The 17,362-nt window shown below is 62.0% G+C and carries 14 protein-coding genes; all 14 read left to right on the forward strand.

Features of this window, described 5'->3' with window-relative positions:
- Positions 1–129: 129 nt before the first annotated feature.
- The 14 genes from secA (at position 130) to NUW12_04770 (ending at position 17,362) form a co-directional block, all read left to right on the forward strand.
- The gene (gene secA, locus NUW12_04705) at positions 130–2,823 is read left to right on the forward strand and encodes a preprotein translocase subunit SecA (protein ID MCR4402072.1); all 2,694 of its coding nucleotides are present in this window, start codon (positions 130–132) and stop codon (positions 2,821–2,823) included.
- 4 nt (positions 2,824–2,827) lie between these two features.
- A protein-coding gene (gene prfB, locus NUW12_04710; GenBank protein MCR4402073.1) for a peptide chain release factor 2 occupies positions 2,828–3,935 on the forward strand; the annotation gives its coding sequence in 2 pieces (ribosomal slippage) (positions 2,828–2,896 and positions 2,898–3,935; 1,107 coding nt in all).
- A 65-nt stretch (positions 3,936–4,000) separates the two neighbouring features.
- Complete coding sequence (locus tag NUW12_04715) at positions 4,001–4,705, forward strand: DUF2993 domain-containing protein (GenBank protein ID MCR4402074.1); 705 nt, start codon at positions 4,001–4,003, stop codon at positions 4,703–4,705.
- 190 nt (positions 4,706–4,895) lie between these two features.
- Complete coding sequence (locus NUW12_04720) at positions 4,896–6,968, forward strand: DUF5693 family protein (protein ID MCR4402075.1); 2,073 nt, start codon at positions 4,896–4,898, stop codon at positions 6,966–6,968.
- Positions 6,965–8,107, forward strand: a complete 1,143-nt coding sequence (gene csaB / locus NUW12_04725) for a polysaccharide pyruvyl transferase CsaB (protein MCR4402076.1) — start codon at positions 6,965–6,967, stop codon at positions 8,105–8,107. Before NUW12_04720 ends, csaB begins: the two co-directional genes overlap by 4 nt.
- A complete protein-coding gene (locus tag NUW12_04730) occupies positions 8,104–8,877 on the forward strand; it encodes a WecB/TagA/CpsF family glycosyltransferase (GenBank protein MCR4402077.1) in 774 nt (257 codons plus the stop codon). Before csaB ends, NUW12_04730 begins: the two co-directional genes overlap by 4 nt.
- Positions 8,878–8,962: 85 nt before the next feature.
- Positions 8,963–9,775, forward strand: a complete 813-nt coding sequence (locus NUW12_04735) for a transketolase (protein MCR4402078.1) — start codon at positions 8,963–8,965, stop codon at positions 9,773–9,775.
- A gap of 62 nt (positions 9,776–9,837) precedes the next feature.
- Positions 9,838–10,812, forward strand: coding sequence for a transketolase family protein (locus NUW12_04740; protein MCR4402079.1), 975 nt, complete (start codon positions 9,838–9,840; stop codon positions 10,810–10,812).
- A 5-nt stretch (positions 10,813–10,817) separates the two neighbouring features.
- Entirely contained in the window at positions 10,818–11,384 is a 567-nt protein-coding gene (locus tag NUW12_04745) for a hypothetical protein (protein MCR4402080.1), read from the forward strand.
- 156 nt (positions 11,385–11,540) lie between these two features.
- Positions 11,541–12,251, forward strand: coding sequence for a cell division ATP-binding protein FtsE (gene ftsE / locus NUW12_04750; protein MCR4402081.1), 711 nt, complete (start codon positions 11,541–11,543; stop codon positions 12,249–12,251).
- Positions 12,217–13,095 (forward strand): permease-like cell division protein FtsX, encoded by an 879-nt coding sequence (gene ftsX / locus NUW12_04755; GenBank protein ID MCR4402082.1) that lies wholly within the window; start codon positions 12,217–12,219, stop codon positions 13,093–13,095. Before ftsE ends, ftsX begins: the two co-directional genes overlap by 35 nt.
- 86 nt (positions 13,096–13,181) lie before the next feature.
- A complete protein-coding gene (locus NUW12_04760) occupies positions 13,182–14,387 on the forward strand; it encodes a peptidoglycan DD-metalloendopeptidase family protein (GenBank protein MCR4402083.1) in 1,206 nt (401 codons plus the stop codon).
- A gap of 481 nt (positions 14,388–14,868) precedes the next feature.
- Positions 14,869–15,972, forward strand: a complete 1,104-nt coding sequence (locus tag NUW12_04765; GenBank protein ID MCR4402084.1) for a S41 family peptidase — start codon at positions 14,869–14,871, stop codon at positions 15,970–15,972.
- 97 nt (positions 15,973–16,069) lie between these two features.
- On the forward strand, positions 16,070–17,362 hold the full coding sequence (locus tag NUW12_04770) for a PDZ domain-containing protein (protein ID MCR4402085.1): 1,293 nt from the start codon (positions 16,070–16,072) through the stop codon (positions 17,360–17,362).

The raw sequence follows: 17,362 nt of genomic DNA on the forward strand, positions 1-17,362 counted from the left end.
TGCACCCACGAACGCGTTGGACAGGACCGGCTAAGCGTTGAGGCACCGGACCCTGAGGCGTTGCAGCGCATTTCGCTGGACATTACGACTTGACGGGTATGTGGGCTGGATTGAAAGAAGGGAAGACTGGTGCTCGGCTTCCTCAAGAAGGCACTTGATTTCAACGAGAGAGAGCTTCGCAGGCTGCGGGACATGGCCGCGGCGGTGACCGCTCTCGGCCCAGAGATCTCGAGGCTGTCCGACGAGGAATTGGCCTCGAAGACGGTGGAGTTTAGATCGCGGCTCGCGAACGGGGAGTCTCTGGACGAAATCCTCCAGGAAGCGTTCGCCGTTGTCCGTGAAGCGTCGGTGAGAGTCCTCGGGCAGCGCCATTTCGACGAGCAGGTCATGGGCGGGATCGTGCTCCATGAGGGCAGGATCGCCGAAATGAAGACCGGCGAGGGCAAGACCCTGGCGGCGACGCTGCCCGCTTATCTCAACGCCCTCTCTGGGGAGGGCGTTCATGTCGTGACCGTCAACGACTACCTCGCGCGCCGCGACGCGGAGTGGATGGGGACTATCCACAAGTTCCTCGGGCTCACCGTGGGTGTCATCGTCCACGGGTTGGACTACGCACAGAGGAAGGCCGCGTACGCGGCTGACATCACTTACGGGACGAACAACGAGTTCGGGTTCGACTATCTAAGGGACAACATGGTCGCTTCAGAGGACGAGATGGTCCAGCGAGAGCTGAACTACGCCATCGTCGACGAGGTCGACAGCATCCTCATAGACGAGGCGAGAACGCCCCTCATCATCTCAGGCCAGGCTGAGGAGTCCACGGACCTTTACTATCAGTTCGCGAGGCTTGTGCCGAGGCTGAGACGAGAAGAGGACTACACCGTGGACGAGAAGGCCCGCACCGTGGCGCTAACCGAAGAAGGTGTGGCGAGGGTCGAGAGGATGCTCGGCATAGACAATCTGTACGACGACTCCAACATGGAGCTCGCGCATCATCTGAACCAGGCGCTGCGTGCCCATGCCCTGATGCACAGGGACAGGGACTACGTGGTAAAGGACGGCCAAGTCATCATAGTCGATGAGTTCACCGGACGCCTCATGTTCGGGAGGCGGTACAGCGACGGCCTGCATCAGGCCATAGAGGCAAAGGAAGGTGTGAAGGTCGAGCGGGAGAGCCAGACTCTGGCGACAATCACGTTCCAGAACTACTTCCGTATGTACCGGAAGCTAGCAGGCATGACGGGCACCGCGGCGACGGAGGAAGAGGAGTTCCGGAAGATATACGGGCTTGACGTGGTGGTGGTCCCGACGCACCTCCCGATGATTCGGGTCGACCATCCCGACGTGGTCTACAAGACTGAGCGCGCGAAGTTCAACGCGGTCGTCGAGGAGATCGAAAGGCTCCACGAAAAGGGGCAGCCCGTGTTGGTGGGCACCATCTCCATCGAGAAGTCGGAGAGACTCAGCGAGATGCTCAGACGACGCGGCATTCCGCACCAGGTGCTGAACGCGAAACACCACGAGCGTGAGGCGGAGATCGTGGCGCAGGCCGGGCGCTTGGGGACGGTTACCATAGCCACTAACATGGCCGGGCGTGGAACAGACATCGTGCTGGGCGGCAACCCAGAGTATATCGCCAAGCAGAAGCTGCGTGCCCGTGGTTACGCCAGCGAGGTGGTGGCTGAGGCGGCGGAGAGGTTTCCCACGAAGGATCCCGAGGTTCTCAAGGCCCGGGAGGAGTTCAGCGAGTACCTCGAGGAGGCGAGGGCAGCTTGCGCAGGGGAGCATGAAAAAGTAGTCGAACTGGGCGGGCTGTTCATCATCGGAACGGAGCGCCACGAGAGTAGACGCATAGACAACCAGCTCCGCGGTCGTTCCGGGCGCCAGGGTGACCCGGGAGCGTCCCGGTTCTATGTGTCGCTCGAGGATGACCTCATGAGGCTCTTCGGCGGGGAGTTCATAACGAACATCATGAACAGGCTCGGGTGGGATGAAAACACCCCGATCGAACACCCGCGCCTGTCGAAGGCGATCGAGACCGCTCAGAAGCGTGTGGAGGCGCGCAACTTCGACATCCGTAAGCAGGTCCTCGAGTACGATGACGTCATGAACAAGCAGCGTGAGGTCATCTACCGCGACAGGCGCATGATCTTGCGCGGCGAGGATCTAAGGGGCAGAATCATGCAGATGATCTCCCAGGTTGCCAAGGGCATTCTTGACACGTACGCGAACGAGAAGGTGTTCCAGGAGGAATGGGATCTCGACGGGCTCGCGGACCGTGTGAACAGGACCTTCGCACCGGGGGCGTCGCTCGTCACGAGAGCGGAACTGGCCGGTTTGCGCCGTCCGGAGCTAGAGGAGCGCATCGTGGGGGCTGCCCGAAAAGCATACGAGGAGCGGGAGACCCTCATCGGGCCGGAGCGCATGAGGGCTCTCGAAAAGCTCGTTATGCTGAGGATAATTGATTCGAAGTGGATGGATCACCTGCAGGCTATGGACGACCTGCGGGAAGGAATAGGACTTCGGGCGTACGGTCAGCACAACCCGTTGCAAGAATACCAGATCGAGGGCTGGCAGATGTTCGAGGCGCTCAAGGAGAGCATTCAAGAGGACATCGTGACGTGGATGTTCCGCGTGGGCGTCGAGAGCGGCGACAAGCAGCCCAAGGCGCGTCGGTACCACATTTCGATGAGCGGTGGCGGCCAGCAGGACGAGGAACGACCGCGGGTGGAGCAGCGGCGCGTGAAGAAGGTCGGGAGGAACGACCCATGCCCGTGCGGAAGTGGAAAGAAGTACAAGAAATGCTGCGGAAGGAGTGCCTGATGACATGCTGAGTGAGTTGAAACCCGCTCTGGAAGATCTCGTTTCCAGGGTCGAAGAGATGAGGGTGTATCTTTGACGTCGAAGCGAAGAAGGCCAAGCTCGCTGAGCTTGAACAGCGAGTGAGCAGCCCGGGCTTCTGGGACGACAGGGAGGCCGCGCAGAGAGTCCTTCAACAGGTGAGCCAGATCAAGGGCGACGTCGAGCGTTGGGAGAAGGCCCGCGCCGACTCTGAGGACCTCATGGTCCTCCTTGAGCTGGGGTTGGAGGAAGGCGATGAGTCGGTCGAGAAAGAGGTTCGCCAGGGTATGAAAGCTCTTGCGAAGGCTGTGACTGGCCTTGAGCTTTCGCATCTGCTCGGCGGGGAGTACGACCGGGCCAACGCCATCGTGTCCATTCATCCCGGAGCGGGAGGCACGGAATCCCAGGACTGGGCGGAGATGCTCCTAAGGATGTACCTGAGGTGGGCGGAACGGCGGGGATACAAGGCAGAGATCACCGACGTCCTGCCGGGCGAGGAAGCGGGCCTCAAGAGCGCCACTGTCCTCGTGAGCGGCGAGCACGCGTACGGATACCTCAAGGCTGAAAAGGGAATCCACCGCCTCGTTAGGATATCGCCGTTTGACGCCAACGCCAGGCGCCACACGTCGTTCGCGTCGGTTGATGTGATCCCTGAAGTACCGGAGGACGTGGACGTTGAGATAAGGCCGGAGGATCTCAAGATCGACACGTACCGGTCTGGAGGGGCCGGCGGCCAGTATGTCAACAAGACCGAGTCCGCCGTGAGGATAACCCACATCCCCACCGGCATCATAGTGGCCTGTCAGAATGAACGTTCCCAGTATCAGAACCGGGAAGTCGCCATGAGGATCCTGAAGGCTCGTCTGTTCGAGCACTACAAGGCGGAACAGGAGAAGAAGATAGGCGAGCTCCGTGGTGAGCAGAAAGAAATAGCTTGGGGCAATCAGATCAGATCATACGTGTTCCAACCTTACACGATGGTGAAGGACCATCGGACCGGCCTCGAGACCGGTAACGTCCAGGCGGTGATGGACGGCGAGATAGACGAGTTCATCGAGGCCTACCTCAGGGCAAGCGCCAGAGCGTCGGCCTAGTCCTGCCTACGTACCCGAGTGGGGCGCGCGTCGGGTGATGCGCGTAGGGTGAATAGAGGGATGCCATGAAGTACGCTGCGGCGCTGGCTGGCCTTGTGATAATCTGCCTTTTCCTGGTCGGCGAGGTGACGATCCCAGGGGTCGTGAGCACTAGGCTGGAGAGAGCGATAGCGGCGAGCGTGGACGGGATCGAGTCCGTCCACGTTCACGTGAGGACCTTTCCCGCCCTTGCGCTCGCCGCCGGTAAGATACACTCGCTCCGGCTTGACGCGAGAAACATGGTCGTGGACGGGCTGCGGGTGCGGCGCTTGTTCATCGACGCGCGCAATGCGGAGGTAGACGTGAGCTCCGTGCTAGGTGGTGGCAAGCTCGTCGTACGACGCGTTGGCCGTAGTGACGTAACGGTCGTGCTGGCTGAAGACGACCTCAACTCGTACTTTCACTCGCGCGACGGGATCTTGAGATTCCTCACGGTGAGGCTCCGACGGGACTTCGCCACAGTCTCGGGCAGCGCAAGCGTCTTAGGTGCAAAGGTGGAGTTCGCGCTGGAGGGTAGGTTCGTAGTGAGCGGCGACACACGCCTCGCGTACGTCGTCGACCGCGTCACGGTCGGACGAACGGTGGTTCCAGATGTCATCAAGGACGGGTTATTGAGGAGTGTGGACTTGTCAGTGGACGTGTCCGGCCTGCCCGTCCCCGTTGCGCTGAAGGACGTGAACGTTCAAGATGGAGTCGCCTACATCTTCGGAAGCGCGTGTTCGGGCGAGTGACAGGAAGGCGCACTGATCGAGAGCCGACCCCTTTGGCACGTCCGGCCGCGCGGAGAAGGGGATGAGGTACCCGTCGGGGATGCCGGACTTCACCGGACAGAGGGTTGGGTTGGGTCGGGTGGGGCTGAGCTTCGGAGTGGGGCTCGGGAGAGCGGCCGCCGGTTGATCGGGAATGTGGGGTGGAGGTTCGATGGCAGGATCATGGAGAGCGAGGAAGCTTTGGGTGTGGACGCTGATAGCCGCTGCGCTGGCGTCAGCGTACATCGCGGCCGGGCGGGTTTCCCTGGAACGCTCCAACCGCCAGGTGGACTTGGTGTTGGACTATGATGCTGCCATTGAGCTCTGCCGCATGGCCGGGTACCCCTTGGACGCTTTCCTGAGGAGAGCGAGGACGGCGGGGCTCACGTCAGTGGCCCTGAATGAGCTCACCGTGGGCGATCTCATAGAAACGGGCAAGGTGCGGGGCTTCACGGGTAGGCAGATACTGGACTACGACAAGCTGGCCCCAACGACCGATCCGGTACTTAGACGAATGATAGACGAGGGACGCTTGTTCGGAGGCAACACGTACCTTCTCCCTCGCGACGCATCAACGTATGGCGAGATCGCCCCGCTGATCAGCGTGCGGCTCTCGGGCGAGCGGGTGTCAGTGTTCGACTCTCCGCGACTCGGGCGGTTTATCGAGACCGCAAAGGGGCTCAAGGAAGTCGAGGAAGTGAACCTTGGTCTTGACCCTGAGGAGATCCGCGAAGCCAAGGCCGCCGATCTCCGCGTCGTGGCGAGGTTTAGGAACTACACGGCCGTAACCCCAGAGAAGATGGAGTTCTTCTTGGGAAGGCTGGCGGAGATCGATGGGGTCAGACTGGTTATCTTCGAAGGGCAAGACGTGCTCGGTTACCCGGACCACATCCGTGAGGCGGCGAACGTTCTCGGTTCTCACGGGCTTCTGTTCGGCCACGTGGAGTTCGCGGCCCAACAGGGTGACACCGCCCTCGCCAAGTTCATGGGGCCTGAGGTCGTGCGCGTCCACAGCATAACTGAGCGTGAGATGAACAAGATTCAGGTTCAGACGGCGGTGGATAGGTTTGTGCGCGCCGCTCGCGAGCGGAATATCAGAGTCATGTACATCCGTCCGTTTCCCGCGAAGGCCGGGGAGGGGCTCGCGGCGGTGAACCACAACCTCGAATACATCGAGGCGATAGCGCGCGGGATCTCAGCTTCCGGCTTCACTCTCGGAGAAGCTAGCCCGTTCGAATGGTACAGTCCCGCCAGAGTGCTGCTCGTTCTGGTGGCCGCAGGCATTCTAGCAGGAGGATTCATGCTCCTGGACATGGTCGCATACGTCCCTCCCGTCGTAGAGCTAGGACTGTTCGTCCTCGGGCTCATCGCGTATGGCGGCTTCGTTGCCACTCGATTCGCTACCATCTTCCGCCAGCTTGCGGCTTTGGGTGCTGCCATCGTGTTCCCTGCGCTGGCTGTGGGCATCATCCTGACGAGGTCCCGCCGTGCGCGAAGCGCCCGCTGGGGCGAAGGCGCCTGGCTACGCGACGCCTACGTGCTGTGGCTCGAGGCTTCGGCAGTATCAGTGCTGGGTGGCATGCTCCTCGCCGCCACTCTGTCCAGCACGAGCTTCATGCTGCATCTCGACCAATTCGCAGGTGTGAAGGTCGCGCACGTCGTTCCGTTGATGGTAGTGGCATCTCTGTATTGGATGTACCACGTTGTGCAGAGCAGGGCAGGCAGAAGCCTTGTGGCGGCGGCGGGCGAGTTGCTATCGGAGCCCATCCGAGTCTGGCACGTGGTCGCGCTGGCCGCGACCGGCATGGCGGGACTCGTGTATATCATGCGGACCGGAAACGTCTACTTGGGGATGCCCGTCCCGTTCTTCGACGAAGGGATGAGGGTGTTCCTCGAGAGAGCACTAGTCTTTCGCCCGAGGACCAAAGAGTTCCTCATCGGTCACCCCGCGATGATTCTGGCGGCTTTGGCTTTCGTGCGAGGCGACAGGCGGTCAGTGCTGCCGCTGGCCCTTCTCGGGTGTATAGGTCAGATCTCCATGGTGAACACGTTCTCTCACCTGCATACTCCGCTCTTGGCGACCGCCCTGAGAACGGTGTATGGGCTCGTTGTGGGCGCGATCGTCGGTGTGGTCGGCTACGGTCTGTACTCCGCCTACGTGAGGCTTGCAGCACGCGGGGGCGTCGGGTTTGGAGAGTCCCGGCGAGACACTGACGTAGGAGGAGGGGAGAGACTAGAAGGATGAGGTTCGTAGTCTCGGGGTACTTCGGATTCGGGAACACGGGCGACGAAGCCATGTTGGCTGCAATGGTCCAGCACCTCAGGGACGTAGACCCGGACGCCGCCATAGTCGCCCTTTCGAATCACCCCGAATTGACGATGCAGACACACGGGATTCCCGCGATTGGCAGGACAGCCCTGCGTCAGATCATCCGCGAGGTTGCTGCGGCCGACCTTGTCATCAGTGGGAGCGGCAGCCTCCTGCAGGACGTCACGAGTTTCAGATCGCTCGCGTATTACCTAGGGCTTGTCGCTCTGGCTAGACTCATGGGGACGCCAGTGTTCTTCTATTCCCAGGGTGTGGGGCCGCTGAGGCGCGCATGGAGTCGATGGCTCGTGAGGCTCGTGGCGAACGGGGCCACTGCTATCACGGTGAGGGATGAGCCGTCCCGCCGGCTCCTCGAAGCGATCGGAGTAAGGCGCCCACCCGTCCAGGTGACCGCGGACCCGGTGTTCGGTATGGAGCTTTCGCCGTCCGTGCGCAGCGGTGAGGATATGCTGGCTTCCGAGGGCGTTCCGGTGTCCGCGAACGCGCCTCTCGTGGTAGTGTCCGTGAGACCTTGGAAAGCCGGGACTGGGTGGCTCGAAGCCATCGCGCGAGCAGCGGACGAAGCAGAACGGTCCCTTGGGGCGGCCGTAGTGTTCACGCCGTTTCACAAGCCCGGCGACGTGGTCGCGAGCAGGGCGGTGGCTGAACTCATGCGCGGGAGGTCCTACGTCTTGAAAGGAGACTATTCTCCCCAAGAGATGATGTCGCTGATCGACCGCGCTGACCTGGTGATAGGCATGAGATATCATGCGCTGGTGTTCGCGGCGGCGCGTGCCAAGCCCTTCGTGGCCGTGTCGTATGACCCCAAGATCGATGGCTTGCTTGAAATGTTGGGCGAGGAGCCGGGGATCACGACGGCCTCTCGGGGCGAGCAGGAAGTGGATGAGGAAGCCCTTGTCCGCAAGGTGACGGACGTCTGGGAGAGGCGCGACAGCATCAGGGAGGCGCTCAAGGCGATACGACCCGCGCTAGCGGAGGCCGCGAAGAGAGCTGCTTTCCTTGCAGCCGAGACCGCCCGCACCGGCAGGCAAGGGAGTGCAGGGGTGATAGGGTGAGCGAGACGGGATTCGTGGAGGTCTTGGGCCTTCGCGTGCACAGGGTCGACATGGAGGGAGCGGTCCGAAAGGTGCGCCAGATGCTTGGTGCGAACGACCGAGCGTACCAGGTCGTGACGCTGAACTCCGAGATGGCGATGATGGCCCAGAAGGACGAGGACCTTGCTTCAGTAATCAACGGCGCGGACCTGGTCGTGCCCGACGGGGCAGGCGTAGTCTGGGCCTCGCGGGTGCTAGGCACCCCTCTCCGCGAGCGGGTGGCCGGGTTCGACCTCATGCTCGAACTCATCAGATGCGCGGCCTCGGAGGGGTGGCCGGTGTTTCTGCTCGGAGCAGCGCCCGGCGTCGCGGACGACGCGCGAGCTGTGCTGGCCGGACGCGCGCCGGGGGTGAGGGTGGTCGGGACTCATCACGGCTTCTTCGAAGAGCGAGACGAGAGGAGCGTAGTGGACGGGATAGCCGCGAGCGGCGCGAGGCTCGTTTTCGTTGCGATGGGTGCGCCCCGCCAGGACAGATGGATCGCCCGTAACAAGGAACGTCTGCCGCCGTCGGTGTGTATCGGGGTCGGCGGAAGCTTCGATGTCCTGGCAGGCCGCTCTTCGCGCGCGCCGAAGTGGATCGGGGAAATGGGTCTAGAGTGGCTGTATCGCCTGGCCCACGAGCCCAAGAGGTTTCCGAGGATGCTGGCTCTACCGAGATTCATGGCCAAGGTTCTCTCGATGGCACTTGCGAAGAGACTCCTGCGTGGCGACCCACGGGGCAACCTCTAAAACGGCTAGATAAGGAGTGACGAACGTGCTCGGTAACGACCTACATCGTTGTCAGTCGTCCATTCTCACGGACGACGACGTCCGAATGCTGCAGGAAAAGGCGAAGCGAGTGAGGGTTCATGTGTTGAGGGCGACCGCTGAAGCGGGATCTGGCCATCCCGGCGGATCGCTGTCGTCCGCAGATATCCTAGCGACGCTCTACTTCAAAGTCATGAGGATCGATCCCAACGATCCCGGCTGGCCCGACAGGGACAGGTTCGTGCTGTCCAAGGGACACGCAGCGCCTGCGCTCTATGCGGTTCTGGCAGAGGCGGGTTTCTTTCCCGTTGAGGAGCTCCTCACGCTGCGACGCTTCGGCAGCAGGCTCCAGGGGCATCCGAGCATGAAGCACACGCCTGGCGTGGATATGTCCACAGGCTCGCTCGGGCAGGGTCTCTCAACGGCGAACGGGATGGCCTTGGCGGCCAGGCTCGACGGACGTCCGACGAGGGTGTACGTCCTGCTAGGCGACGGCGAACTTGAGGAGGGTCAGGTTTGGGAGGCAGCGATGACCTCGGTCCACCGGAGGCTGGACAACCTCATGGCGTTCGTGGACTGTAACGGCCTTCAGATAGACGGTCCCGTGACAGACGTCAAGTCGATGGAGAACGTCGCCGCCAGATGGAGGTCTTTCGGATGGCACGTGGTGGAGATAGACGGGCACGATGTGAGTGCCGTCTTCAGCGCGTGCGAGGAGGCGAAAGCGACGAAGGGCAGGCCCACGGTTGCGGTGGCGCGGACTGTGAAGGGCAAGGGCGTCCCGTTCATGGAGAATGCAGTGGACTGGCACGGGAAGGCCCCTTCTCGCGAGGAGGCGCAGGAGGCCATCCGCTGGATCGAGCGGGGAAAGCAGGACTGAACGAACACAGAACTTCGTGAAACAGACCCGTGAGGAAATGGAGGCTGAACGGCATGGCGGATATGCCGAAGAAGGTGGCGACGCGCGCGGCGTACGGCAAAGCCCTTGTGAAGCTGGGGGAAGTGAACCCAGATGTGGTGGTTCTCGATGCCGACCTCGCGAAATCAACGAAAACCGACGAGTTTGCCGCGAGGTTCCCTGGAAGGTTCTTCGACATGGGAATAGCCGAGGCAGACATGATGGGGACGGCTGCGGGCTTGGCTGCGGCGGGAAAGATCCCCTTTGCCAGCACGTTCGCGGTGTTCGCGGCGGGCCGCGCCTTCGACCAGGTGAGGCAGGTCATAGGATATACCGGGCTCAACGTCAAGATATGCGCTACCCACGGAGGGATAACGGTGGGCGAGGACGGCGCCTCCCACCAGTCTGTGGAAGATATCGCTCTAATGAGGGCGATCCCGGGAATGACCGTCATCGTCCCCGCGGACGCCGTGGAGACGGAAAAGGCGGTGTTCGCCGCGGCACGCCACAAGGGGCCGGTTTACATAAGGCTTGGGAGGAGCGGCGTGCCGGTCATCTTCGATGAAGGATACTCGTTCGAGATCGGACGGGCGGCGGTGCTGAGGGAAGGCGGCGACGTCACGTTCATAGCGTGCGGTGCCTTGGTGTCATCGTGTCTCGAGGCCGCCTCACGCCTCGCCACGGAAAGCGGCGTCTCGGCGAGGGTTCTGAACATGGCCACCATAAAGCCCGCCGATTGCGACGCCGTGATAGCCGCTGCCCGCGACACAGGTGCCATCGTGACCGCCGAGGAGCATAGCGTTATAGGGGGGCTCGGGAGCGCGGTGTGCGAGATCACAGCGGAAGGATGCCCCGTGCCTGTGGAAAGGGTCGGCATACGCGATGTGTTTGGCCAGTCAGGGACGGCGGAGGAGCTTCTCGAGGCTTACGGACTCCTTGCCGAGGACATTGTCAAAGCGGCCTTGAGAGCTATCCAGAGAAAGCACCGGACGGGCCGTGAGACGGACCTCAGGAGGTGATGGCGGTGAGCGGGGTGTCGCGGTTGGCAGGGACTCTGGCTGGGCGGGTCTGTGTGACCGTGGCAGCCTGCGTGCTCTTGGCGCTTTCTGTCGGTGGGTGTGGGAGACCGAAGAGCGCCGGGACGACTCTAAGGGTCGCGATGTGGGGAGAGCCAGAGGAGCAGCGTAGGGTCGAGGAGGCGTCAAGGGCCTTCGAGGCCGCGAATGCCGGCGTGCGGGTGCAACTGGAGATCGCTCCTGGCACGCACATAGCCGGGGGGGTTACCGCCTACGAGCAGAAGCTCATCGTTCTCATCGCCGCCAGGAACGCTCCCGACGTCATGTACCTGCCCAGGGAGAGATACGAGTTCTACGCGGAAAAGGGCGCGCTCGTGAACCTCGAACCCTTTATCGAGAGAAACGACGACTCAAGGAGGCTTCCCCCCGGATCGCTTGAGGGGATGCGCGTCGGCGGAGGGATATACGGCCTGGCAAGAGACTCGGGAACGGTCTTGGCAGTCAGCGCCCAGACAAGACACCCCGAAGCAGCTTGGGAGCTGCTTCTGAGCATCGCTGGAGCCGACCGGCGGTAGCTGGCGCCGCCTTCCGGTCTCTCGAGTATGGCGTCGCGACTGTGCCTGGGCCTTGCATGGAAGATACTTCTTGAGGGAGTGAGGAGGTTTTTCCCGAGGCATATCGAAGTATGCCTGGTAAGCTCGATCCTCTAGGGATTTCGGGAAGTGATGCTCTTGATCCGCCTCTACAACGTGTCGAAGGTGTACCCGAACGGGGCAGTGGGGCTCCTAAACGCAGACACGTTCATCAGGCAGGGCGAGTTCGTGTTTCTCGTTGGACCGAGTGGTGCGGGGAAGACAACTTTCATGAGCCTCCTCACCCGACAGGTGCTTCCCACACAAGGCCAGGTCATCGTGGATGGCAGGAACGTGGTGCGCATGCGGCCCTCGGAGGTCCCCTACCTCCGCCGTGCCGTAAGGATGATCTTCCAGGACTATAAGCTGCTTCCGAACAAGACGGCATACGAGAACGTTGCCTTCGCGCTCCGCGTGACCGAGGCGAGCCCGCGGCACGTTCGCGCACGGGTGATGGAGTCCTTGGAGCTTGTGGGAATCGCGTCCAAGGCCGGAGCATATCCAGACGAGCTGTCCGGCGGGGAACAGCAGCGCGTGTCCATAGCCCGCGCCATTGTGGGTGACCCGACGGTTCTACTGGCCGATGAGCCCACCGGCAACCTAGACCTCGACACGTCTTGGGGAATCATGGAGGTGCTCTTGAGGATCAACAAGAGGGGTACCACGGTCATCATGGCAACACACAACGAATCGATCGTGGATGGAATGATGCGCAGGGTCATCGAACTGGATGGCGGCAAGATCGTCAGGGATGACGAGAGGGGAGCGTACAGGCGTGAGGCTGACCACGGCATGGTACTTCCTGGCTGAGGGCTGGCGCTCGGCCAGGCGCAACGTCAGCCTCATATCCTTGGGAACGGTCGCTGCGTCTTTGTTCGTCCTGGGAGTGCTAGGGCTCGTTCTGATGAACCTCAACTATGTGTCCCAGCTGCTCCAGGCCAGGATAGAGGTCAGGGTGTTCCTGGAGGACGGCCTCTCACCTGAAGGTGTTGCCGCCATGAAGGAACAGATTCTGGCCACGGACGGCGTGGCGCGCGTGGCGTTCGTGAGCAAGGAGGAGGGCTTGCGAAGGCTTCGGAGCCAACTCGGAGAGCGGGCAGACCTCCTCGAGGTCGTCGGTGAGAACCCGCTTCCAGACGCGTTCGACGTGAGGGTTGACGATCCTCAGCACACCGCGGAAGTGGCGGCGAGGATAGCGCGGATACCGGGCGTGCTCAGCGTGAACTACGGCAAGGGGTTCACCGAGAAGCTCCTCGCCACGACGCGCCTGGTCGGCGTGGCAGGGGCGGGCGTCGCCGTCTTGTTCGCGGCAGCCGTGGTGTTCATCGTCGGGAATACCGTCAGGCTCACAGTCATCTCACGCGCTCGCGAGATAGAGGTCATGAAACTCGTGGGCGCTACGGACTGGTTCATAAGGTGGCCTTTCCTGGTCGAAGGCATGGTAGTGGGGCTTGTGGGAGCCGCAACGTCGGGGCTGCTCCTGTTTGTTTGCTATAACTTCGCAGTACGGTATGTGGCGGGGCTGGCACCCTTCATTCCCCTCATCACATCCTCCGAGCCGGTGGCAGCATTGTGTGTTGCGTTGCTCTTTGCCGGCGTGCTCATGGGGGCCGTGGCCGGCGGCGTCTTCGTGAAGAGATACTTACGCGTCTGACGGATCCGCAGGAACAGGAAAGGCAGAGCTTCCGACGGGACTGGCGCCGGCGCCAGGACGAGGCCTTGATAGTCGGGGGTGCCGCGGTGAAAACCAGGATGAAGTCCACTCACGTTCTCATGATGGCTGTGCTTCTCGCGACCGTCATGGCGCTGTGTTCCCTCGCATCTGGGCAGTCCTCATCCGAGCTACTGCGCAAGCGCGACGAGCTCGGTGACATAAACGACCAGATGCAAGAGGCGAAGAAGCAGCTCCTAACTGTACAGCAGAAGGAGAAGGGCGTCCTCGCGGAGATCCACAAGGCCGAGATGGAGCTGGAAAGAACCAGGGCTCGCCTGAACTCGCTCGCGAACCGGGCGAAGCAACTGACGCAAGGCGTTGCCCAGGCTGAGCGGGAGCTGGCCGCCGCCGAGGACGACCTCGCCGGGGCGCAAAAGCGTCTTGACCGGACGCTCTCGCGGCTGCGGGCGAGGCTTAGAGCCATGTACATCTCAGGCCCCGCGGACTACCTCGAGGTGCTGTTCTTGTCCACCGACTTCGCCGACTTCGTGAGCAGGTTCGAGTACGTAGAGATCCTTGCAAGATACGACGCCCAATGCTTGGACGAGGCCAAGGCCGAGGTGGCCGTCATCGAGGCTAAGATGGCCGAGGTCTCAAACAAGAAAGCCAAGCTCCAGCAAGAACGCGACAACTTAGCGCGCGTGCAAGAGCAAGTAAAGGTCCAGGAGGCAAAGCTCGCGGCGAAGGTGCGGGAGAGAGAGGCGCTTCTCTCCAGGATCCAGAGCGAGCGTGCCCGGTACGAGCAGGCGCTCGACGAGCTCGAAGAGATGAGCCGCGAGCTGGAGAAGGCCATTCGGGATTTGCAGGCGCGTGAGGCGAAAGCCGGGAGGGCCTTGCCGAGATGGACCGGGAAGTTCGTCATGCCCGTGAGCGGCAGGATATCCTCTGATTTCGGAATGAGGTTCCATCCCATACTCAAGAAGTCACGCTTCCACTCCGGCATAGACATCGCCGTGCCTACCGGCACACCGGTCCGTGCGGCTGCCGACGGCGTGGTGATATACAGCGGATGGGTCAGTGGTTACGGATACACGGTGATCATCGATCACGGTGGAGGGCTGTCAACTCTCTACGGCCACAATTCATCCCTGCTTGTGAAGGGCGGCCAGTCGGTGCTCCAGGGAGACAGGATAGCCAAGTCGGGCAGCACAGGCTTGTCTACGGGGCCGCACGTTCATTTCGAGGTAAGGGATGACGGCACCCCGGTGAACCCCTGGCAGTGGTTGAAATGACGTGGACGAGACGCGAATAAGGCGCGAGGAGAACGGCCAAGAGGACTTGCGTGCATGCTTGCGGCAGGCCGATGTGGGACGACCGATGGCGGAAGGCGGAGCGAGGAGCCGGCTGCGCAGGGTAGTCGGATGACGGCCGGGGAGCTCGGTACACGGGCTAGGATGAGGCCATTCCGGAGCGCGTGGAGACTGGTGGGACATTATGAGCAGATTTGCTCGGGCAACAGGAATCTTTCTGGCAACGCTTACGGTCATCGCGGCGGTGAGTCTTGCCGGGTGGCTCAGTGCGCCTTCGGGCTGCACCGGACCTCCCTCAGTCGCCTCAGCGGGGGTTTCTGTCCAAACGCCGCCGCAAGCGCAAGCGGAAGCTGGCCTCTCGTTTGAGAAGGGGACGGAAGCTCAGCAACAAGCCCAAACCGAAACGAAGCCTGCGGGACAGAAAGATGCTTCCGGTGTATCATCGAGTGAGGGCAGCGCTCTCGTGGCCCTTGAAGTAGTGCAACTCCTCAAGCAGACGTATGTCTCCCAGGTAGACGTGGGCGCCCTGCTGCGGGCATACAATGAGAAGCGCAGCATACCTGACATGCTGGCCGTTCTGAACGATCCCTACACTCGGTACATGAACGCTGCCCAGTACCGCACTATGCAGGAGGATATAAGAGGCACTTTCGACGGAATAGGCATCACGGTGGGGATACGCGACGGACAGCTCACGATAGTCGCGCCGCTCAAGGGCACCCCTGGCGACCGGGCGGGACTCCGTTCCATGGACAGGATCAAGTTCATCGATGGAAAGCCCACGAAGGACATGGTTCTCGATTACGCCGTCTCCCTGATGAAAGGGAAGAAGGGCACTGAGGTAGTGCTGGGGGTGGAACGCGACGAGGATGGAAAGACGCGGTTCTTCGAGGTGAGGATAATCAGGGACACCATAAGGGTTCCCCACGTGGCCTCGGAGATGCTTCAGGACGGCATCGGCTACGTGCAAATCTCATCTTTCCTAGGAGACGACACCGCGGAGGCGCTCGATCGCGAGTTGGGCGGGCTTGCCAGCAAGGGAATGCGAGGGCTCATCCTCGATCTTCGGTACAACCCGGGCGGGTCGTTTCCCCTTGCGATCGAGGTGGCGAGCAGGTTCATGGCCGCCGGGTCGCCAGTGGTGCACGTCGTGGGAAGGGACGGTCAAAAGGTGACTTACTACGCGGGGCCCGGGCCTAAGACCTCCGTTCCCATGGTCGTGCTCGTGAACGAGGCGAGCGCGAGCGCCTCCGAGATCGTAGCGGGCGCGCTGCAGGACATGAAGGTCGCCACGGTAATAGGCGTGACGACTTTCGGGAAGGGGCTTGTGCAGACAATATACCCGCTTTCTGACGGATCTGCCGTTTCCATTACGACCTCCAAGTACCTCACGGCAGGCGGCCATTCCATCGACAAGAGAGGCATAGTGCCGGACATACAGGTGAGTCCGCCCAAGCCAGCCGGTGATGCGCGGGACGAAGCAGAGAGCGAGGCCCCGGTCGATGTGCAGCTTGACAAGGCAATCGAGACTCTCAAAGCGAAGATCGAGGAACGCAAGGCAGCGTAGGATGGCCGGCGTGGGACGACGGGAGCAACGGGACTTGCAGGACGGCGTATAATAGTCTTGAGGCGTCCAATTCGTCCGGCGGCAGGGAGTGGCCTGGATGTTTCCTTTCGGCAAGGTCGTCGCAACGATTCTCATGCTCATTCCACAGGTGCTCTTGCATCCCACTTTCTGGATGGTAGTCGTCCTGGTGGCGATGCAATACGCACGCATGGCCAGAGTGGAGCAACGCGTATTTGGCCAGGCCATCGAGTCCCCTGCGTCCTTGGTGCTCTCCTCTCTTCTGTTGGGCGCGGCGGCGGGCTTCGTCGCGAGCCTCATTTTCGTTTTCGTAGGCGTCACGGTGACAGGGGCAGGGGTCGCCTTCTTACTCCCCGTTGCGCTTGTGCTGATGCTCATCGATCCCAGGTTTCTATGCTTCTCGTATGCTGGGGGGCTGCTCGCGCTTTCCAGCCTTGCCTTCGGCGTTCCCAAAGTGGGAATACCCGAGCTCATGATCCTCGTGGCCGTGCTTCACCTCATAGAGAGCGCGCTCATCTGGACGACCGGGTCTCAGGGAGCGCTTCCGCTCTACATGAAAACCCGCGACGGCGACGTTGTAGGAGGTTTCCTTCTTCAGAAGTTCTGGCCGATCCCGCTGGTCGGAATGATGCTGCTTACGCCGCGTTTGAGCGAGATAGAGAGCCTGGCCCGAGGCTTGATAAGCATGCCCGACTGGTGGCCGCTCATCAAACCGGACATGGCGGTGCCTGAGGGGCACGAGCTGCTCTTCGCGATGTTCGCCCTGCCCGCCGCGCTTGGGTACGGCGACTTCGCCGTAGCGAGGACGCCCAAGGAAAGGAGCGCGCGAACGGCGCGCAACCTCATGGCGTTCAGCGTGGTGCTGTTGGCGCTGGCGCTCGGCGCCTCGATCTGGCCTTGGATGCGCTGGCTCGCCGCTCTCTTCTCACCGTTCGGACATGAAATGGTGATCGCGGCGGGGAGGCGGGCCGAGACGAGGTCGAGGGCTGCGTACGTGCCCGACCCGCGCGGCTTGAAAGTCCTCGACGTAGTGCCTCGCTCGCCCGCGGCGCGAGCGGGCCTGCGCAGCGGGGACGTGCTCATCGCCGTGAACGGTCAGCCTGTCAGGAACGCCGCAGATCTTCTCGACGCCATGAGCGGATCCCCTCCGTGGTTCTACATTGAGGCCGAGCGTGATGCGGAGGCGACACACCGGACCCACGGGGCGCCGTGGTCCGTCGACGTGCAGACTCGGCGTTTCACTAAGTCCATTCCCGGGGACGTGGATAGGCTTGGGATAGTCCCCGTGCCGAGCCCGGGGGACCCACCTCACGTAAGCATTCCCACTGCAGGCGTGGACGGGCCGCTCGCAAAGGTGTTCCGAAGGAGATGA

This window comes from Bacillota bacterium (genome assembly GCA_024653485.1).
In the GTDB taxonomy this organism is placed as follows: domain Bacteria; phylum Bacillota; class SHA-98; order UBA4971; family UBA4971; genus UBA6256.